An 18,571-nucleotide genomic window follows, 5' to 3' on the forward strand; every position below is an offset into this window, starting at 1 on the left:
TATCATTACGGCTGTGACCCTCTCTGTGACCGACGAGCACCCCTCGGGGGGCGCCCCGCCCGCCCGGCCGGCGGCGACCTCCGGAGCCGCGCGGCGCCGGCGCCGGGTGGCCGGGCTCGCGCTGCTGCTCGCGCTGCTGGTGGTGGCGGTGATAGCCTCCCTGGCGATCGGCTCCCGCAGCCTCGCGCCCGCGCTGGTGTGGGACGGACTGTGGCACAGCTACACGACCGGCCCGAACCCGGCGGACCCCGAGCTGAACCAGGCCGCGATTATCGTGCAGACGCTGCGCGTCCCGCGCACCCTCCTCGCCGTGATCGCCGGCGCCGCCCTGGCACTCGCCGGCGCGCTGATCCAGGGGCACACGCGCAACCCGGTCGCCGACCCGGGCTTCCTCGGGCTCACCCAGGGCGCCGCTTTCGCCGTCGTCTGCGCGACCTTCCTCGGCGGCCTCACCGCCCCCATCCAGTACGTCTGGTTCGCCTTCCTCGGCACGGCCCTCACCGCGATCCTCGTCTTCGGCCTCTCCAGCCTGGGGCGGGGCGTGGGCTCGCCGCTGACCCTGGTGCTCGCGGGCATGGGGGTCGCGATGTTCCTGAGCTCGATGACCTCCGCGATCGCGCTCAGCGACAACGCCTCGCTCGACATGCTGCGGTTCTGGAACGCGGGCGCGGTGGTCGGCCGCGGCTACGACGTCATCGCCGTCGTCGCTCCGTTCATCGCCGCCGGGGCGCTCCTCGCCCTGGCCAACGGGCCGGCGGTGAACCTCCTCAACATGGGCGACGACGTGGCCAAGGGCCTCGGGCTGAACATCAACCTCGCGCGGACTGTCGGCATCGCTGCGGTCACCCTGCTGGTCGGCGCCGCCACGGCGGCCTGCGGGAGCATCTCCTTCCTCGGACTCATGGTGCCGCACATCGTGCGGTACTTCACCGGTCCGGACTACCGCTGGCTGCTGCCCTATTCCGCGCTGATGGGGGCCGGTCTGCTACTCGTCGCCGACATCGTCGGCCGCGTGGTCGCGCGGCCCGGCGAACTCGAGGTCGGCATCGTCGTCGCCCTGTTCGGCGCGCCCTTCTTCGTGGCTCTCGTCTGGTGGCGGAAGGCGGTCAAGGTATGAGAACCCTCGACACCGTCGACGAGCGCAGGCCCCCGATCCGCCCCGGCCTGCGATTCGGCACCGTCGTCTCCTTCGTCTGGCGGCCGTGGCCCGTCGCCGTCACCGTCGGTCTCGCGCTGGTCGCCTTCGTGGCCTTCTGCGCGAGCATCCGCCTCGGCGCCTTCCCCATGACCTTCGGCGAGGTCCTGCAGGCCCTCGCCGGCACGGGCGATTCGACGACGCGCTTCGTGGTCATGGAACTACGGATGCCCCGCGCCCTCGTCGGGCTCGTGGTCGGCGCCGCGCTCGGCATGTCCGGTGCGATCGTCCAGTCGATCGCCCGTAACCCCCTCGCGAGTCCGGACATCCTGGGCGTCACGGCCGGAGCGGGCGTCGCGGCGGTCTTCCTGGTGACCTCCACCGGCACCCTCGCCGCGACGCTCAACTCCGGCGTCGGCCTGCCCGTGGTCGCGGTGACCGGGGGCCTCGTGACCGGCGGGCTGGTCTATCTCCTCGCCGTCCGCGGCGGGGTCGACGGGATGCGGCTGATTCTCGTCGGCATCGCCATCACGTTCCTCACGCGCGCCCTGGTCGACTGGATGCTGGTGCGCGCCGACATCCGCGACGTGGCGCGGGCGCAGACCTGGCTCGTGGGCTCGCTCGAGAGCCGCGACTGGTCGGACGTGTGGACCGCGATCGGCCTCGGCGCGCCGGCCGCGGTGATGGCATTGGCCGCGGCCTTCCCGCTGCGCGCCGTCCAGCTCGGCGACGACGTGGCGCTCGGGCTCGGTGTGCGCCTCGGCCGCAATCGGGCGGTGCTGCTCATCGCGTCGGTGGTGCTGGCCGCCGCGGGCGTCGCGGCCGCCGGACCGATCGGCTTCATCGCCTTCGTCTCACCCCAGCTCGCGATGCGCCTGACCCGGCTCCCCACGCCGCCGCTGATCCCGTCGGCGATCATGGGCGCCGCACTGCTCGCCTGTGCCGACCTCGTGGCCCGCACGCTGTTTGCCGTCGCACTCCCGGTGGGCATCATCACCGCAGCGGTGGGCGGTCCGTTCCTCGTCTATCTCCTCGTCCGCCAGAACCTCAAGGGGGCCAAGTGACCACGACCGAAACGGTGACGACCGCACCGTCGCGCCTGGGCGCCCGCAGGGTTTGCTCCGGGTACGGCCACAGGACCGTCCTCGACGAGCTCGATCTCGACATCCCGACCGGGGTGGTCACGACGATCATCGGGCCGAACGGCTGCGGCAAGTCGACGTTGCTGCGCACGCTGGCCCGGCTGCTCAAGCCCACGTCCGGGCACGTCGTGCTCGACGGCGCCGACATCGCCACGCTCAAGTCCAAGCAGATCGCGACCACGATGGGCCTGCTGCCGCAGAGTCCGCTCGCCCCTGAGGGGTTGACGGTGGGCGACCTGGTCGCGCGCGGCCGGCATCCGCACCAGTCGTGGCTGCGGCAGTGGAGTTCCGATGACGCGGAGGTCGTCGACGCCGCGCTCGAGCAGACCGGCGTGCGCGACCTGGCCGACCGCCCCATCGACTCGCTCTCCGGCGGCCAGCGGCAGCGCGTGTGGATCTCCATGACCCTCGCGCAGGGGACCGACCTGCTGCTCCTCGACGAGCCCACCACCTATCTCGATCTCTCGCACGCCCTGGACGTGCTCGACCTCGTGGACGAGTTGAGCACCCAGGGACGGACGGTGGTCATGGTGCTGCACGATCTCAACCTCGCCATCCGGTACAGCGATCACATCATCGCCCTGCGCGACGGTGCCGTGGTCGCCCAGGGCACGCCGGCGGAGGTGATCGACGAGGAGATGCTGCGTACGACCTTCGGGCTGCACTCGAAGGTGATCGACGATCCCGTCGCCCCCGGTCGGCCGCTGATCATCCCGATCGGTGAGCGCCGCGTCGGGCGTGCTCCCTAGCGGGGCGTGTGGCAGCGTCGGGCTGCTTCCCTAGCGGGGCGTCAATCACCATGGCGTGTCGTGCATTCCCCATGTCCATGGTCCTAGGGAGGTGGCCGCCCCGCTAGGGACGGCTCCGAGCGCAGCGAGGCGGGCGAGGCGGTCAGAACAGGGTGCGGGGGCGGATCGCGTTCGCGAGGTCGACGAGGGCGTGCCGCTGCCGCTTGCGCTCGGCGAGGGCGGCGATGTCGCGGAGGGACTTCTCCGTCGCCTTGCGCAGGCCGCGCTCGGTGAGCTCGTGATCGAGCAGGGTGCTGGAGCCGTCGAGCCGGCCGTGCTGGTTGCGGTGCTGCACCCAGCCCAGAGCCACGCCGAGTACCAGTGCGCGCAGTTGCAGCCGGCGGAACTCGGACTTGGGCAGGGTGCGCACGCGGCGGGCGGCCTCGTGCAGCTGCGCCTCGCTGACATCGGCGAGATCGCGGCCGTGTACCAGCGCGACCACCGACGAGCACAACGCGTTGTGGTAGTGCCGGCTGGTCGACGGCACCTGGTCGAGGATCTCGACGGTGCCCACGATGTCGCCCGCCGCGCGGCGCATGCGGGCGGCACCGAAGGCCGCGGAGATGATGCCGCGATCGGTGCGCCAGACGTTCTCGTAGCGTTGGCGCGCCCGATCGCGCCAGCCCTCGGGGTCGGGTTCGCCGGAGACGTAACAGAATTCGGCGGCGACGGCGGCGGCCAGCTTCGGCGCCGCCTCGCCGGGGGCCTGATCGGTCACCGTCTCGAAGTAGTCGTAGGCCGCGGCGTAGTCGCCCTGCATCAGCGCGGTCTCGGCCCGGTACCAGGTGACCTGCCAGCGGTGCGGCTCACGGGAGGCCAGCGAATCGAGCAGCGTCGTCGCCGCGTCCACCTCGCCGAGCTCGAGATGCGCCCGGGCCTCCGCCAGGTCGATCTCGACGGTGCCCGCCATCGCCTCGCGCAGCTCGGCGAGCGAGTCGAGGATCTGCGTCGGGTCGCTGCGCATCGTCAGCGCCAGCACGCCCGCCGCCGGATCGGAGGGATTCGCGATCGGGATCGGCAGGGCTGCAAGTACTTCCGGGGCGCGGAGGCGGTCGTCGTGGACCTCGGGGTCCGGGTCGACGGCGCGCAGCATCAGCTCCACACCGAAGGTGGAGCGCTGGGGGGTGAAGACCACCGACAGTCCGGGCCGCGGCTCGCCGGACTTGGTGGACAGGCACTCCCGGAGCACGCCGAGGAGTTGATCGGTGAGTTCCGCCGCCGAGGAGAAGCGCTCGGCCGGATCCTCCGCGGTGGCCTTCACCAGCAGCCGGTACAGCGAGTTGTACTTCGCGAGCGTGGCGTCCTCGGCGGGGGACGGCAGCCCGTCGACGTAGCGGCCCTTCTCCATCGGCACGTCGGCGACCAGCACCGCGAGCGTGCGCCCCACCGTGTAGACGTCGGAGGCCGTCGACGGGCCGGTCCGCGCGATCTCGGGCGCCTGGAATCCCGGTGTGCCGTAGATGTATCCGTACCCGCCGAGCGGGGCGACGGCGCCCAGGTCGATGAGCTTGACGTCCTCCTCGCTGATCATGATGTTGTCGGGCTTGAGATCGTTGTACGCCAGCCCGAGGCTGTGCAGGTAGCCGAGGGCGGGCAGCACCTCGAGGATGTAGGCGATGGCCTGCTCGACCTCCACCTTGGGGTCGGCGCCGTCGGCGGCCTCACCGAGGATGTCCTTGACCGTCTTGCCCGGCACGTACTCCATGACGATGTAGCCGATCTGCGTGCCGTCCGGATCGGGGTGCTCGACGAAGTTGTAGATCTTGACGATCGACGGGTGCGTCATCTCCGCGAGGAACCGCCGCTCCGAGACGGCGACGGCCTGCGCCTGCGCGTCGCCGGAGTTGAGCAGGCCCTTGAGCACGACGGGGCGATCCACGACGTTGAGGTCGGTGGCCAGGTAGATCCAGCCCATACCGCCGTGCGCGATGGCGCCCTTGATCTCGTACTGGTCGGCCACGATGTCGCCGGGCTCGAGCGCGGGCTCGAAGGAGAACCGGGCGCCGCAGTGCGGGCACGTCCCGATCAGCGCGCCGGGCTCGCCGTCGTGCGCACGGCCGACGGGCTTGCGGCAGTTCCAGCAGTACCGCTTGCCCTCGGCGATGATCGGGTTGGTCCGGATCGCTTCCGACGGGTCGACCTCGGTGATTCGCGGGATCTCGACGAGGCCGCCGCCGACGCGTCGGCGTGCCGCGACGCGCGTCGTGCCGGCGGCCCGGACCGGGCCGTTGCCGAACCGCGGCGTCGCCTCCGTCGCGACCGACGGCGCCGGCGGCGGCACCCTCGTCACCTGGGTGCCGACAGGCGGGGGCGCGGTGTCGTCGAACAGGTTCGTCATGGGCGCGCCGACGGTGCCCTGCTCGTCCTCGTCGTCGAACAGGTTCGTCATCGGCGTGCCGACGGTGCCCTGTTCGTCCTCGTCGGCACCGTCGAACGAGACCACCTGCGCCTGCGTGGACTCCTGCTCCTCGACGTCGTCAGTCATCGTGCATCACTACCCCTCGTACCTCGCGGCGGGCGCGGACCAGACCTGGCCGAGCGACGGGGCGAACCACTGGTTGTACAGGCGCATCCAGGTCCCGTCGAAGGCCATCCGGAGAAGCACCCCGTTGATGAAACGCACGAGGTCGGTCCGGTTCTTCCCGACGCCGACGGCGTAGTACTCGAGTCCCAGCGAGGGACCGGTGATCGTGAGGTTCGGATCCTGCTGCTCGAGGCCGGCGAGGATCGCATCGTCGGTGGAGACCGCCTCGACCTGGGACTGCTGCAGCATGACCAGGCAGTCCGACCACGAGTCGGTGGCGATGACGGTGGCGCTGGGCACCAGGCGGCGCACGCGGTCGAGCGAGGTGCTGCCGCGCACCTCGCACACCCGCCGGCTGGAGAGGTCGCCGACGGTGTTGATCGGCGCTCCCCGCGGCGCGAGGATGCGTTGCTGCGCGATGAAGTAGGTGGCGGAGAAGGCCACGGACTTCGCCCGCTCGCAGGTCGCCGACATCGTCTTGGTGACCACGTCGACGGTGCCTTCCTCCAGCGCCTTCTGCCGCTCCGCGGTCGAGAGGATCCGGAAGTGGATGCGGTCGGGGTCGCCGAAGATCGCGGCGGCGATCTGGTGCGCGATGTCGGCGTCGAAGCCCTTGATCTCGCCCGTGATCGGATCGCGGAAGGAGAGCAGGTTCGAGCCGATGTCGATGCCCACGACGAGGCGGCCGCGGTTGTAGATGTCCGCCATCGTCGTCCCCGGCACCATGTGCCCGGGCAGGGGCAGGCCCGACGGGGCCGGCGTGGCGGTGCACATCGACACCTCGGGCGGGATCGGGGTGTCCCGCGGGATGACGGCACCCGATCCGGGAACCGGCTGCGCGACCGCCGTGACGGCGTCGCCGGGAGCCTCGGGGGCCGAGACGACGCAGCCCGTCGACGCGAGCGCGACGGTCAGCGCGAGGGCGATACCACTGAGGGTGCGGCGCATCATCGGTACTCCCTGACCCGGGGGTAGAAGCCCGCGGCGACCCCGGCGGCGGCGAGCACGCACAGGACGAACGCGCCGGGGCCGGAGTAGGCGATCGCGAAGCGGGCGGTGTTGACGTTGTCTCGGTAGAGCGTCCGGGCGCGGTCGATCGCGGCGGTGAGGTGCGCGTCGAGCGAGCGGTAGGCGACGGCGGCGGAGCCCGGGTCGGTCCCGATGGCGATCCGGGTGGCCCCGAGATAGTCACCCGTGGCCTCGCGGGCCGCGATCTGCTGGTGCGCGGCGACCCAGCGCTGCGCGTCGGCGCGGGCCGCGTCGACCGCGGAGGTGATCTGCGGATCGGCATCGCCGAGGGACTGCATCGTCGTCTCCGCCCGCTGCAGGCTCTCCGCGAAGGCCGTGGGCGGCACACCGCGCCCGGCGCCGCGCTGCACGAGTCCCATCGTCTCGATCGAGCGGGCCTTCTGCGTGAGCGTGCGGGCCTGGGAGAGCGTGTCGACCGCGGCGGTGCCACGCTGTTCGGCGCGGAGCGAGTATGTGGAGGAGGCCAGCCCGGCGATGCCCACCCAGGTCATCGCGATGGTGAGCGCGGCGCCCGCGACCACGAGGCCGCGGTTCACCCTGCGCTGAGTCCGGCGGGCGAGGTACTGGTGCGTGACGACCAGCGAGCCGAGCACGACGCCGAGTGCGCCGTAGATCGCCCACGGCGGCGAGGCGAACCGGTCGTGCGTGCGGCGCAGGTTCTCGGTCTCCTCGCGGTAGAAGCTCTCGGCCGCGGGCAGCAGCGTGTCCTGCATGAGGGTGGACGCCGTGGCGAGGTACGCGGCGGCGACGGAGTTGTCGAGGCGGTTGTTCGTGCGCGCCGTCTCGACCAGCCCGGTGTAGACCGGCAGGCTCATCGCGATCGTGTCGAGGTTGGCGTGCGCGTGACCGTCGTCGGCGGGGAGGCTGGTCGCCGAGGTGATCAGCGCCTTTCCGGCAGTGGCCAGCGCGACGCTGTAGCTGCTCTGGATCTCGTCCGAGGGGAGGCCGCCGGCCACGAAGGCCGCGTTGGCGGATTCGTTCGCCGCGGAGAGGGAGCTGTAGAGCACCTGCGCCGCGTGCGCGCGCGGCTCGTAGTCCGAGAGGTTCTGCTGCAGCACCTCGGTCCGGGACAGCTGAGCCGCGGAGGTGAACCATCCGGCGAACAGGCACATCGTCATGAGCACCAGCGTCATCGAGACGAGCTTGCCGGGACTGGAGGTGAAGAACTCCCGCAGCTCCACGAAGACGGACGATTCGGGGAAGGATCGCAGGCGCAGGGAGGACAGCTGCCGGTTCTTCGACGTCTGGGCTGTCACCGTCTGCTCCTTCCCATCAGTCGCACCCTCTCGGCCGGGTAGGGCCACTGCGGACGTCCTTCTGACGACCCTATCGCGCGACCCCCGCCCACCGACGTGATGATGCGCATTGTGCGCGCCCCGGACGACGGTGCCGTCGGCTACGGTGGTCCCATGTTGGGTGACGGGAACGGCTGGGTCCGCGACCCGGACGGCGCCCGGTACTGGGGCAGGTTCGGGGCGGCGGGCCTATTGGCTCTGTCGCAGGACGAGACACGGGTGTTACTGCAGCACCGCGCCTGGTGGAGCCACCAGGGCGGCACGTGGGCGCTTCCCGGTGGGGCGCGCGACTCGCACGAATCGGCGGCCGCCGCCGCGCTCCGCGAGGCCTTCGAGGAGACGGGCCTGCCGCCCACCTCGCTCGAGGTCCTGGCCGAGGTGGTCACGGCCCGCTCGCCGGTCGGGTGGACCTATACGACGGTGCTGGCCCGGCTCGTCGAGCCGCGCGAGCTGGTGCCCAACGAGGAGTCGACCGCGCTGGAATGGGTGCCGCTCGACGCGGTGTCCGAGCGCAAACTGCACCCCGCTTTCGCCGCCGCCTGGCCGGATCTCCAGCTCCAGGTGCGTTCCCTCGCGCAGGGGTAGATCGCGCTGTGGGCGTTGCTGCTGGTCGTGCTTACCGCCGCTGACGTCGTCCCCCGCGTGGCGCTGAAAGGCGCCTCCGGCGTTTCGTCCCCCACCGCGCGCCGGTCGTCCGGCGTGGGTTCGGCCGCCCCCCGCGCGGCGCCGATTCCCCCACGAGACGCCAGTTCTCCCACGCCGCACGCCGAATCCCTCGTGGCGCGCCACGAGGGCTGAGTCGTCCCCCGCGCGGAGGAATTCGGGAGCCCGGCCTATCGCAGCGCCGACTTCAGGGCGCGGGCGGCGGTCTCGGGATCGTCGGCGGCGGTGATCGCGCGGACCACGACGATCGCGTCCGCGCCCGCGGAGGTCACCTCGGGGACGCGGGGCAGATCGATGCCACCGATCGCGAACCACTTCCGCGCGGGCGCCGCCGCAGCCGTCTCCCGCACCAGGGGGAGGCCGGGCGCCGAGCGGCCCGGCTTCGTCGGGGTCGGCCAGCACGGGCCGGTGCAGAAGTAGTCGACGCCCTCCTCCGCGGCGGCCGCGCGCGCCTGGGCACCGTCGTGCGTGGACCGGCCGATCACCACGTCGGGCCCGATGATCTCCCTGGCCACCGGCACCGGCAGATCGTCCTGCCCCAGATGCAGCACGTCCGCGCGGGCCGCGTACGCGATGTCGGCGCGGTCGTTCACTGCGACGAGTGCGCCGTGCTCGTGCGCGATCTCCCGCAACCGGGCGACGATCTCGATCTCCTGCGCGGCCTCGAGCGCCCCGAACTCCCGCTCGCCCGCCGAGCCCTTGTCGCGCAGCTGGACGATGTCGACGCCGCCGCGCAGCGCGGCGGCCACGAACTCGGCCAGGTCGCCGCGCTCGCGTCGAGCGTCGGTGCACAGGTACAGGGAGGCGGAGGCGAGCCGTTCGCGCGGGGAGATCATGGCCCCAGCGTAGGCCCGGCGGAGTAGGGTGGGTCACGTACACACACGGGAGCCCCCGCCGCGGGGCTGAGAGTGGGGCACGTGCGCCCCTGACCGTCAGACCTGATCCGGGTAATGCCGGCGAAGGAAGGATTTCTCGAACGTGAAGAGTGTGACTGTCGTGGGCGGCGGCACCGTCGGGCTCACCGTCGCCCGGTCCCTGGCGCTGCGCGGATGCGCGGTCACCGTCGTCGATCCCGAGCCCGGGTCGGGCGCCTCGTGGGTGGCGGGCGGCATGCTCGCACCGTACTCCGAGGCCTGGCCGGGGGAGGACGAGCTGTTCCGGCTCGGTGTCGAATCCCTGGGCCTGTGGGAGGAATTCGCGCGCGAGTTGCAGCCCTTCGCCGACGGTCCGTTGATCACGGCCCGGGGCACCGTCCACCTCGCTGTGGACGACGGTGACGCCGCCGAGCTGGACACCGTCGCCACCGCGGTGGGCGACGCGACCCTGTTCGGCCCGCTCCGGCCCTCCGCGGCGGCGCGCGCGATTCCCGGTGCGGCGCCGCGGATCCGGGCGGCGGCTCAGGCCCCGCGGGAGCTCGCCGTCGACAACCGGCTCGTGCACGGGGCGCTGTTCGCCGCGTGCCGAGCGGCGGGCGTGGCCTTCCGCGCGGAGTCGGTGGCCGCCGACGCGCTCGACGGACTCCCGGGGGACGCGGTGATCGTCTGCGCCGGTGTCGATTCCGCGGCGTTCGCGCCCGAGCTGGGGGTACGGCCCGTCAAGGGCGAGGTGGTGCGGCTGCGCCGCGGACCGGCCTGCCTGCCACCGCCGACGGTGACGGTGCGGGCGCGGGTCCGCGGCCGCCAGGTGTACGTGGTGCCCCGCGCCGACGGTGTCGTCGTGGGCGCGACCCAGTACGAGAACGACCGGGACCTCGGCGTGCGGATCGGCCCGGTCGTCGAGTTGCTCGACGACGCCTTCACCGTGCTGCCCTTCCTCCGCGAGTACGAGCTGATCGAGGTCCGGGCGGGACTGCGGCCCACCACGACGGGCAACGTCCCGGTGATCGCGCCGCTCGGCGGCCGGATCTTCGCTGCGACGGGGCACGGGCGCAACGGAATCCTGCTCGCCCCCGTCACCGGGGCGCGGGCGGCGGATATGGTGCTACAGCAGGAGGTACAGGCATGGAGCTGACGGTGAACGGCGACGACCGGCAGGTGCTCGACGGGACGTCCGCGCAGTCGCTGCTCGAGCAACTCGGGCTGCCGGACAAGGGGGTCGCGATCGCCGTGAACGGCGCGGTGCACCCGCGGTCGCGGTGGGACGAGGCGCTCCCCGCCTACGCGGACGTCGAGGTGCTCACGGCGGTGCAGGGTGGCTGACCGGGACGCCGACCCCCTGCTCATCGGGGGCCGGAGCTTCGCCTCGCGGCTCATCACGGGCACCGGCGGCAGCGCCAACCTCGAGCATCTGCGGGCGGCTCTCGTCGCGTCGGGCACCGAGCTGACCACGGTCTCCCTGCGCCGCACCAGCCTGGCGGAGGGCGGCGGCGTCCTCGAGACCATTCGCGAACTGGGCATCATGCCGCTCCCGAACACCGCCGGTTGCCTCGGCGCGGCCGAGGCGGTGCTCACGGCGCAGCTGGCGCGGGAGGCGTTGCACACCGACTGGATCAAGCTCGAGGTGATCGGCGACGAGAAGACTCTGCTCCCCGATGCGGTCGCCCTGGTCGAGGCCGCAGAGGAGCTGGTGGCCGACGGATTCACGGTGCTGCCGTACACCAACGACGACCCGATCCTCGCGCGGCGCCTCGCGGACGTGGGCTGCGCGGCCGTCATGCCCGCCGGGTCGCCGATCGGCACCGGGCTGGGAATCCTCAACCCGCACAACATCGAGATGATCGTGGCCCAGAGCCCCGTGCCGGTGATCCTCGATGCAGGGATCGGCACCGCGAGCGACGCCGCCCGCGCGATGGAGCTCGGATGCGACGCGGTGCTCCTCGCCTCCGCGGTGACCCGCGCCGAGGATCCCGAGGCGATGGCCACGGCGATGCGCCTGGCGGTGGAGGCGGGTCGCCTGGCCCGCGGCGCCGGCCGGATCCCGGAGCGGCGCTGGGCGGTTCCGTCGTCCCCGATGGACGGCCGGATGGCGGGAACGCGTGCCCGGACCTGACGCCGGACGACCGCCGGGCGGGGAATCGGCGGCACCGTCGGGACGGATCCGCCGCAGCGCGCGGATCGGCGGCGTGGCGGTGCGGCACGTCGCGCGGACCGCGGGCAACCGCGCCGCGGCACGGTTCCGGGACGACCAGGCCGCGCGCGACGCGCGGGACGCGGCGCTGCTGGCCCTCGCCGACGATCTGGTGACGGTGCTCGGCGGAATGCGCGGCGCGGCCATGAAAGTCGGGCAGCTGCTCGCGGTGATCGACATCGGGATCACCAGTGGTGCGGCACGGGAGGCCTTCGCGCAACGCCTCCAGCCGCTGTTCCGCGCGGCGCCGCGGTGGACCGATGCGGCCATGACGGCGCTGCTCGATCGGGAGCTGGGCGCGCGACGCGGGCGCATCGTCACGCTCGAGGGCCCGATCGCCGCGGCGTCGATCGGGCAGGTCTACCGGGGCGTGCTCGACGACGGACGTGTCGTGGCGGTGAAGGTCCAGTACCCGCGGATCGACGCGATGGTGCGGGCGGACCTGAAGAACATGCGCCTGCTGCTGAAGGTGCTCGGCAAATACCTCCCCGCCGCGAACGCCGCCGCGCTGTCCGAGGAGATCGCCCGCCAGGTGCTGGCGGAACTGGACTTCGCCGCCGAGCTCGGTCATCACCGCTACTTCGCGGACCTCTTCGACGGGCATCCGGGCATCGCCGTACCGCGGCCCGTCGACGAGCTGTGCACCGGCAGAGTGCTGGTGACCGAGTTCCTCGAGGGACGGCCCCTCTCCTCGGCCGCCGACCTCGACCAGGCCGCGCGGGACCGGATCGGCGAGGCCGTCTACCGCTTCTACTGCGGCGAGATGTACCGGACGGGTCGCTTCTGCGCGGACCCGCACCCCGGCAACGTGCTGATCCTGCCCGACGGGCGCGCCGGCTTCGTCGATTTCGGGATGACGGTGCATCTGACAGCGGAGGAGCACGCCTTCGAGCGGGAGCTGTTCTCCGCGTTGCTGCGCGGCGAATCCGAGCGGGTGCACGAGCTCGCGGTGCGGGCCGGGTTCATCGGCCGCCCGGACCTGATGAACGCCGACGACCTCGCCGCGTACATCGACGAGGTCGTCGGCTGGCATCTGAGAGAGGGCGAGGTCGCCGTGACGCCGGCGACGGCGCGGCGCGCGGTCATCGCGGCGACCCTTCCCGCGGGCGGCTTCTACGACAAGTTCGAGGGCCAGAAGCTCCAGGCCGAACACGCCCTGGGGCGGCGCACCGACATCTCGACGGTGGCGCTGCTGGGCGAGCTGCGGGCGCGCGGGCCGTGGCGGGCCATCGCCTGCGAGATCCTCGGCATGGGCGGGCCCGCCACGCCGATGGGCGCCCGGATCGCAGAGTGGCGGCCGGAGCGGAAGCCCGGCGCGCGATAGAATCTTCAACCATGTCGATACCGGAGCCCGCGGTCGAGAACAGGCCGCGCCGGGGCCGTCCTCCCTCCGCGGGCCTCGCCGAGCGCCGGCGCGAGGAGCTGACGGACGCCGCGTTCACCGTCTTCGCAGAACAGGGGTACGAGCACGCCTCCGTGGCCGACATCGCCCGGCGCGCGGGCATGGGGCAGGGCACCCTGTACCGCTACGTCGAGGGCAAGCGCGAGCTGCTCGACCTCGTCTTCGACCGGTGCGTCGACCAGCTCATGGCCGCGATCGCGCCCGACGAGATCCTCGAGGTGACCGCCGCCGGCGATCTGCAGGCCACCGAGGAGATGGTGGAGGGCGTGAGCGCCAGGCTCTTCGACCTGGTCGACTCGCGGCCCGACATCCTCAAGGTGGTGATGGTGCAGGCGGGCACCGTCGACGAGGAGCTCCGCTTCCGGATCCAGGGTCTCTACCAGACCTTCGACGCGATGATGGGGCGCGCGCTCGGGCACGCCCGTGAGCACGGATGGATCGTCACCCGCACGGCGCACCCGGAAACGGAGACGGTGCAACTCGGCCGGCTGTTGCCCGCGCTCGGTGTGCCGGGCCTGATGATGGCCCTCACCGACGGTGCCGACGCAGACCGGCGGCACGCCTACGTGCGCGCCGCGGTACGGATGTCGGTGAGCGGCATGCTCTCCGACGAGGTCCGGGCCGGACTGCCCGCTCTCACCGCCCCGGAGGACGACGGTGCCGTGGTGCCGCCCGGCACCGATCCGGGGCCGGAGGGGCGCGCCGCGGAACTCCTCGACGCGGCGATCACCGAGTTCGTCGAGAAGGGGTACGCCGCCGTCGGGGTCCGCGAGATCACCGAGCGCGCCGGGGTCAGCCACGGCACCTTCTACAACTACTTCGACAGCAAGCGGCACATGCTCTCGGTGCTCATCGAGCGCAACCGCGCGTTGATCCTGGGGCGGATCGACGAGGTGACCGCGATGCTGCCGGAGACCGTCTCGGTGCAGGACCTCCAGGCGGCGGTGCACGAGGTGAACCTGCGGGTACTGCTGGACGTGGAGGCCCGTCTGGAGGAGTTCCGCTTCCTCGCCCTGGAGGTGCCCGGCGTCGACGTCGAGGCCTTCGACACCTACCTCGGCCTCTACCGCGAGGTCGCCTCGCGCTGCGCCGCGATCCTCGAACGTGCCCGCGCTGCGGGGCTGGTGCACGGCAAACTCGCCCTCACCGCCGACATCGCCGAGGTCTGGCTGAGCTACCTGCTCGGCGTCGTCGCGGCGATGGTCAACGACGTGGACGTGACCGGGCCCGCGGAGAGCGCCCACCTGGTGACGAATCTGCTTCTCGGCGGCGCACGCCGGGAGTGATCGCTCAGCATTCCCCGGCGGGGAGGACACCGAGTTGCGCGCGGACCACGGCGCCGAGACCGGTGAGTGCGGTGCGGCCCGAGGCGAGGGAGCCGTCGTCCGGGCGCACCGTCATCATCAGTCCCGTGTAGCCGCGGGCCGTGCGGATCACGGCGAGCTGGCGCACCACGTACCGGCCGTCGTTCCCCGGGCCCCATCCGCCCTTGACGCCCACCCACTCCGCGCCCGGCACCGTCGATGCGCCCCACCGCTGATCCGCGTCGACCTCGCGCATGAGGTCGAGCACGGTCCGTCCTTCGGCCGAGCAGGGGATGTGCGAGGCGAAGGTGGCGGCGGGACCGTCGTTCCACTGGGTCTGGCCGAAGACGGAGTACTCCGCGCGGGTCTTCTTCGTCGGCACCACGGTGACTTTGTCCTCCCCGGCCCGGAGCACCTGCGTCATCGCGGCGGCGGCCTGGTCGGCGGTGCCGAGGGATGACCAGATCGATTCCGCCGCCGCGTTGTCCGAGTTGATGATCGCCGCGCGCATCGGCGCGGTCACACCCTGCCGCGGCGTCTTCGTCAGCGCGGCCATCACCAACGGAACCTTCGACGTGGACCACGCGGGGAGGCCCGCGCTGGTCCCCGCGACGACGACCCGTCCATTGCCCGCGACCGCGATGCTCGCCTGACCGGTCACGGCCTTCACCGCCTGCTCCAGGGCGACGCGGAGTCGTCCTTCCTGCGCGGGGTCGGGCCGGGAGACCGACGGGGAGGCGGAGGGGGACGACGATGCCGCCGCGGACGGGGCGGGCGCGGACGAGCCGGCGTCGCCGATCGTGCAGGCGGCGCTGCACGCCGCGGCCAGCGCCAGCGCGGCGACCCTAGTAGAGGTAGACGATCGCATTGTTGCCCCCTCGGCACGTGACGATGTTCGACGCTCCCGTGCACGCCATGGCGATCGCGCCGAGGTCGGGTGCGATCGGGCTGACCGCCGAGACGGATCCCGCTGCGGGCGCGGTGAACTGCGCCCGGTAGGCGGTGGCGACCGCGGTCGCGAACTCGCACGAGGTGTAGGGCGCGCCGGCGACACCGCTGCCCCGGTCCGCGGCGACGGAGGTGAACGCGTCCCCCGTGCCGGCCGTGCACAGCGCGGTGTTGGCGGGCTGGGCGGCCTTCGGCACCGGCGGGGTCGTCGACGGTGCGGTGATCGTCGGTGCCGTGGTGGCCGAGGTCGGCGCTGCGGAGGTCGTCGTGACCGCGACCGTCGAGGGGCGCCCGTTTCCGCTCAACAGCACGACCGCCACGACGATCGCGGCGATCACGAGCACCGCGCCGACCGCGAGTGCGGGGATCACCGCGGGATTCCTGCGCGGCGTGGTGGCGGCAGCCGGCGGATGCGCCACGGGCGGCGCATAGCTCGGCGTCACGTATCGGGGCTGCCCGCTCGAGGTCGGCATGCTGTGCGGGTGCGACATCAGGGTGGGCTGCGGCGCGGACGCCGGACCCGTCGGACGTGGTCCCGCCGGGCGGTGCGCGACGGGCACCGTCGTCGTGGCGCCCCAGGTCTGCTGCGGGGCCTGGAGCGCGGTGGACGCCGCCCGGGCGAGAGCTCCGCAGGTCGCGTAGCGATCCTCGGGCCGCTTCGCCATGCCCTTCGCGATGACCGCGTCCAGCGCCGGGGGAACGGGAAACGGGGCGGTCGCGGACGCCCGCGGCGGTGCCGAGAGCAGGTGCTGGCGCATCATGTCCGAGATCGATCCGGCGGTGAACGGGGGCCGTCCGGTGAGGAGCTCGTGGAGAACGCACGCCAGCGAGTAGACGTCACCGGCCGCAGTGGCGCCGCCGCCGTCGAAGCGCTCGGGCGCGGCGTAGGCCTGCGAGCCGACGAACAGCCCCGCGGAGGTGAGCCGGTCCGCGTCGCCCGTGACCACGAGCCCGAAGTCGAGGAGGTACGCGAAGCCCGACGGGGTGACCTGGATGTTGGCGGGCTTCACATCGCGGTGCACCAGCCCCTTGAGGTGTGCGGAGTCGAGTGCGGAGGCGACCTGCGTCACCAGATCGACCGCGCGGTCGGCGGGAAGCGCGCCCGCGGCGACCAGCTCGGCCAGGTTGCCGCCGTCGACGAGACGCATGTCCAAGTACAGCGTGCCGTCGATCTCCCCGTAGTCGTGGATCGGGATCACATGCGGATCGGAGAGGCGGGCCGCGGTCTGAGCCTCGTGGGCGAAGCGCTCGCGGAAGCCCGGATCCTGCGCGAACCCCGCGGGCAGCAGCTTCAACGCCACGTCGCGGTCCTTGACGGTGTCGTGCGCGAGATAGACCTCGCCCATGCCGCCACGGCCCAGCAGGCTGATCAACCGATACGGGCCGAAGGTCGTCCCCGTCCGGTCGTTCGCCGAGTCCCCACCCATCACACGCCCCCTCCGTGATCCCGGTCCGCCGTAGTCTATGTGCTCGCGCGGGTGACGGCGCCGACGCTCGGCAATTGCTAGCGTGCAGCCATGATCGAAGTCGCGGGCTTGACCAAGACCTACGGGGCGGTGCGGGCGGTGAACGACCTGTCCTTCACGGTGAGACCCGGCCGCGTCACCGGCTTCCTCGGCCCGAACGGTGCGGGGAAGTCCACGACGATGCGCTGCATCCTGGGGCTCGATCGTCCCACCGCGGGGCGCGCCACGATCGGAGGCAGCGAGTACCGCGCCCTCGACCGTCCGCTCACCCGGGTGGGCGCGCTGCTCGACGCGAAGTGGGTGCACCCCAACCGCACCGCCCGGGATCACCTGCGCTGGCTGGCCGCCGCGAGCGGTATCCTGGCCGGCCGGGCCGACGAGTGCCTCGCCGCCGTCGGGCTGTCCGACGCCGCTCGCAAGAAGGCCGGCGGTTTCTCGCTGGGCATGTCGCAGCGACTCGGCATCGCCGGGGCGCTCCTGGGCGACCCGGGAGTCCTGCTCTTCGACGAGCCGGTCAACGGGCTCGACCCCGAGGGCATCGTCTGGGTGCGCACCTTCATGAAGTCCCTCGCGGCGCAGGGCCGCACCGTCTTCGTCTCCAGCCACCTGCTCGCCGAGATGGCACTGACCGCCGACGACGTGGTGATCGTCGGCCGCGGACACCTGGTGTGGAACGGCACCATGGCCGACTTCATCGCCCGGAACTCGGAACACACCGTCCGCGTGCGCAGCCCGCGCGACCGCGAACTCGCCCAGGCGCTCACCTCCCGCGGGCTGGCGGTGGAGGTCGCAGCGGAGCCCGCGCCGGGCGGCGGCGGACGGACGGTGCTGACGGTGCGCGGTGCCACCAGCGATGCGGTCGGCGAGATCGCCGCGGCGGAGGGGCTGCCGCTGGCGGAGCTGGCCCCGCAGACCAGCTCACTGGAACAGGTCTTCATGCGGATGACCGGCGGCGCCGTGGAGTACCGCGGAACGGGAGGCATCGGATGATCACGCGCGCGATTCGGGCGGAACTCATCAAGATCGGGACCGTTCGGGCCACCAGCTGGTTGCTGATCGGCTCGTCCGGCGCGGCCCTCGCCATCACCGTGATCGTGGCCCTCGTCGTCCGCAACATCGGTGAGACCATCGACGACATCGGTGTGGTGGCGCTGGCCCCGCTCTCCGGCTTCAGCGGCCTTCCCGGCATCGGCATCACCTTCGCCGCCATCGTCGGCGTGCTGTCGGTGACCACCGAGATCCGGTACAACACACTGCGGTCCACCTTCCTCGCGGTGCCGAACCGGTGGATCGCGCTCCTCGCCAAGACCGTCGTGGTCGCGGCGCTGTGCGCCGTCGCGTACGCCGTGACGATGATCGTGGCCGTGCTGCTGTTCGGCGTGATCGTCGACGGCTCGCCGGTCGAGGTCTTCCGGACGGGCCTGGGATCGTTCCTGGCCTTCCCCTTGGGCGCCGCGGTCGCGGCGGTGCTGGGCGTGGCCGTCGGCTCCGCACTGCGCAACGGCGCGGGCGCCATCACCCTGCTTCTCGGCTACCTGTTCGTCGTCGACAACGTGATCACCTCGCTCCCGCAGACCCGCGGGGCCGGGCCGTATCTTCCTCTGTCGAACCTGCAGAACTTCATGGGCGTGCTGTTCGACTCGAGCTTTCCGTGGGGCGCGCCGGTCTCGTTCCTCTACCTCGTCGTGGTGATCGGCGCGCTCTGGGCGGGAGCGGTGACGCTGGTCTCGCGACGTGACGCCTGACTCACCCTGAGCCGGTAGAGGTGCAGGTCACGCGGCACGTGTAAGCGTTAGGTGAACGTTCGTC

17 protein-coding genes and 1 riboswitch are annotated in these 18,571 nt (G+C 72.2%); of the genes, 11 read left to right on the forward strand and 6 right to left on the reverse strand.

From position 1 onward, the window contains the following. Positions 1–13: 13 nt before the first annotated feature. The 3 genes from AC21LY_RS03685 to AC21LY_RS03695 are packed head-to-tail and all read left to right on the forward strand — an operon-like array spanning position 14 to position 3,026. Complete coding sequence (locus tag AC21LY_RS03685; RefSeq protein WP_489044970.1) at positions 14–1,117, forward strand: FecCD family ABC transporter permease; 1,104 nt, start codon at positions 14–16, stop codon at positions 1,115–1,117. Further along, on the forward strand, positions 1,114–2,199 hold the full coding sequence (locus AC21LY_RS03690) for a FecCD family ABC transporter permease (protein ID WP_489044971.1): 1,086 nt from the start codon (positions 1,114–1,116) through the stop codon (positions 2,197–2,199). Before AC21LY_RS03685 ends, AC21LY_RS03690 begins: the two co-directional genes overlap by 4 nt. Then, positions 2,196–3,026 (forward strand): ABC transporter ATP-binding protein, encoded by an 831-nt coding sequence (locus AC21LY_RS03695; RefSeq protein ID WP_489044972.1) that lies wholly within the window; start codon positions 2,196–2,198, stop codon positions 3,024–3,026. The genes AC21LY_RS03690 and AC21LY_RS03695 overlap by 4 nt, the downstream gene beginning before the upstream one ends. 142 nt (positions 3,027–3,168) lie before the next feature. Here the strand turns inward: AC21LY_RS03695 and AC21LY_RS03700 are convergent, their stop codons facing one another. From AC21LY_RS03700 to AC21LY_RS03710, 3 genes are all read right to left on the reverse strand, one after another. Then, positions 3,169–5,454 carry a serine/threonine-protein kinase gene (locus AC21LY_RS03700; RefSeq protein WP_489045418.1) on the reverse strand — a complete coding sequence of 762 codons (2,286 nt, stop codon included), beginning with the start codon at positions 5,452–5,454 and terminating at the stop codon, positions 3,169–3,171. Between the two features lie 105 nt (positions 5,455–5,559). Then, entirely contained in the window at positions 5,560–6,540 is a 981-nt protein-coding gene (locus tag AC21LY_RS03705; RefSeq protein WP_489044973.1) for a glutamate ABC transporter substrate-binding protein, read from the reverse strand. Further along, positions 6,537–7,874, reverse strand: a complete 1,338-nt coding sequence (locus AC21LY_RS03710; protein WP_489044974.1) for a hypothetical protein — start codon at positions 7,872–7,874, stop codon at positions 6,537–6,539. Before AC21LY_RS03710 ends, AC21LY_RS03705 begins: the two co-directional genes overlap by 4 nt. A 153-nt stretch (positions 7,875–8,027) precedes the next feature. Here AC21LY_RS03710 and AC21LY_RS03715 point away from each other — a divergent pair, with 153 nt between their 5' ends. Then, a complete protein-coding gene (locus tag AC21LY_RS03715) occupies positions 8,028–8,498 on the forward strand; it encodes an NUDIX domain-containing protein (RefSeq protein WP_489044975.1) in 471 nt (156 codons plus the stop codon). Positions 8,499–8,746: 248 nt separating this feature from the next. Here AC21LY_RS03715 and thiE read toward each other — a convergent pair whose 3' ends face one another. Then, complete coding sequence (thiE, locus tag AC21LY_RS03720) at positions 8,747–9,412, reverse strand: thiamine phosphate synthase (RefSeq protein WP_489044976.1); 666 nt, start codon at positions 9,410–9,412, stop codon at positions 8,747–8,749. A 35-nt stretch (positions 9,413–9,447) separates the two neighbouring features. Further along, positions 9,448–9,558, forward strand: a riboswitch (TPP riboswitch). Here thiE and thiO point away from each other — a divergent pair. The 5 genes from thiO to AC21LY_RS03745 all read left to right on the forward strand — a co-directional run bounded on the left by thiO (position 9,555) and on the right by AC21LY_RS03745 (position 14,330). Beyond that, complete coding sequence (gene thiO, locus AC21LY_RS03725; protein WP_489044977.1) at positions 9,555–10,586, forward strand: glycine oxidase ThiO; 1,032 nt, start codon at positions 9,555–9,557, stop codon at positions 10,584–10,586. Its footprint overlaps the riboswitch before it by 4 nt. After that, a complete protein-coding gene (gene thiS, locus AC21LY_RS03730) occupies positions 10,577–10,774 on the forward strand; it encodes a sulfur carrier protein ThiS (protein WP_146434227.1) in 198 nt (65 codons plus the stop codon). Before thiO ends, thiS begins: the two co-directional genes overlap by 10 nt. After that, positions 10,767–11,564, forward strand: a complete 798-nt coding sequence (locus AC21LY_RS03735; RefSeq protein WP_489044978.1) for a thiazole synthase — start codon at positions 10,767–10,769, stop codon at positions 11,562–11,564. The genes thiS and AC21LY_RS03735 overlap by 8 nt, the downstream gene beginning before the upstream one ends. Beyond that, positions 11,551–12,966, forward strand: a complete 1,416-nt coding sequence (locus AC21LY_RS03740; RefSeq protein ID WP_489044979.1) for an ABC1 kinase family protein — start codon at positions 11,551–11,553, stop codon at positions 12,964–12,966. Before AC21LY_RS03735 ends, AC21LY_RS03740 begins: the two co-directional genes overlap by 14 nt. Positions 12,967–12,977: 11 nt before the next feature. Next, complete coding sequence (locus AC21LY_RS03745) at positions 12,978–14,330, forward strand: TetR/AcrR family transcriptional regulator (RefSeq protein ID WP_489044980.1); 1,353 nt, start codon at positions 12,978–12,980, stop codon at positions 14,328–14,330. A gap of 4 nt (positions 14,331–14,334) precedes the next feature. Here the strand turns inward: AC21LY_RS03745 and AC21LY_RS03750 are convergent, their stop codons facing one another. Together AC21LY_RS03750 and AC21LY_RS03755 are read right to left on the reverse strand one after the other, a co-directional pair. Beyond that, positions 14,335–15,216, reverse strand: coding sequence for a hypothetical protein (locus AC21LY_RS03750; RefSeq protein WP_489044981.1), 882 nt, complete (start codon positions 15,214–15,216; stop codon positions 14,335–14,337). Next, on the reverse strand, positions 15,194–16,723 hold the full coding sequence (locus AC21LY_RS03755) for a serine/threonine-protein kinase (protein ID WP_489044982.1): 1,530 nt from the start codon (positions 16,721–16,723) through the stop codon (positions 15,194–15,196). The genes AC21LY_RS03750 and AC21LY_RS03755 overlap by 23 nt, the downstream gene beginning before the upstream one ends. Before the next feature lie 90 nt (positions 16,724–16,813). Here AC21LY_RS03755 and AC21LY_RS03760 point away from each other — a divergent pair, with 90 nt between their 5' ends. Next, positions 16,814–17,752, forward strand: a complete 939-nt coding sequence (locus AC21LY_RS03760) for an ABC transporter ATP-binding protein (RefSeq protein ID WP_489044983.1) — start codon at positions 16,814–16,816, stop codon at positions 17,750–17,752. Continuing rightward, positions 17,749–18,507, forward strand: a complete 759-nt coding sequence (locus AC21LY_RS03765) for a hypothetical protein (RefSeq protein ID WP_489044984.1) — start codon at positions 17,749–17,751, stop codon at positions 18,505–18,507. Before AC21LY_RS03760 ends, AC21LY_RS03765 begins: the two co-directional genes overlap by 4 nt. Positions 18,508–18,571: the final 64 nt, after the last annotated feature.

The organism is Tsukamurella sp. II2bb (assembly GCF_057815145.1).

Bases quoted from the DNA above. Each gene is read 5' to 3' on its own strand.
- AC21LY_RS03690 (WP_489044971.1), top strand. From the start codon at position 1,114: ATGAGAACCCTCGACACCGTCGACGAGCGCAGGCCCCCGATCCGCCCC.
- AC21LY_RS03700 (WP_489045418.1), bottom strand. From the start codon at position 5,454: ATGACGAACCTGTTCGACGACGAGGACGAGCAGGGCACCGTCGGCGCG.
- AC21LY_RS03705 (WP_489044973.1), bottom strand. From the start codon at position 6,540: ATGATGCGCCGCACCCTCAGTGGTATCGCCCTCGCGCTGACCGTCGCG.
- AC21LY_RS03715 (WP_489044975.1), top strand. From the start codon at position 8,028: ATGTTGGGTGACGGGAACGGCTGGGTCCGCGACCCGGACGGCGCCCGG.
- thiE (WP_489044976.1), bottom strand. From the start codon at position 9,412: ATGATCTCCCCGCGCGAACGGCTCGCCTCCGCCTCCCTGTACCTGTGC.
- thiS (WP_146434227.1), top strand. From the start codon at position 10,577: ATGGAGCTGACGGTGAACGGCGACGACCGGCAGGTGCTCGACGGGACG.
- AC21LY_RS03745 (WP_489044980.1), top strand. From the start codon at position 12,978: ATGTCGATACCGGAGCCCGCGGTCGAGAACAGGCCGCGCCGGGGCCGT.
- AC21LY_RS03750 (WP_489044981.1), bottom strand. From the start codon at position 15,216: ATGCGATCGTCTACCTCTACTAGGGTCGCCGCGCTGGCGCTGGCCGCG.
- AC21LY_RS03755 (WP_489044982.1), bottom strand. From the start codon at position 16,723: ATGGGTGGGGACTCGGCGAACGACCGGACGGGGACGACCTTCGGCCCG.
- AC21LY_RS03760 (WP_489044983.1), top strand. From the start codon at position 16,814: ATGATCGAAGTCGCGGGCTTGACCAAGACCTACGGGGCGGTGCGGGCG.
- AC21LY_RS03765 (WP_489044984.1), top strand. From the start codon at position 17,749: ATGATCACGCGCGCGATTCGGGCGGAACTCATCAAGATCGGGACCGTT.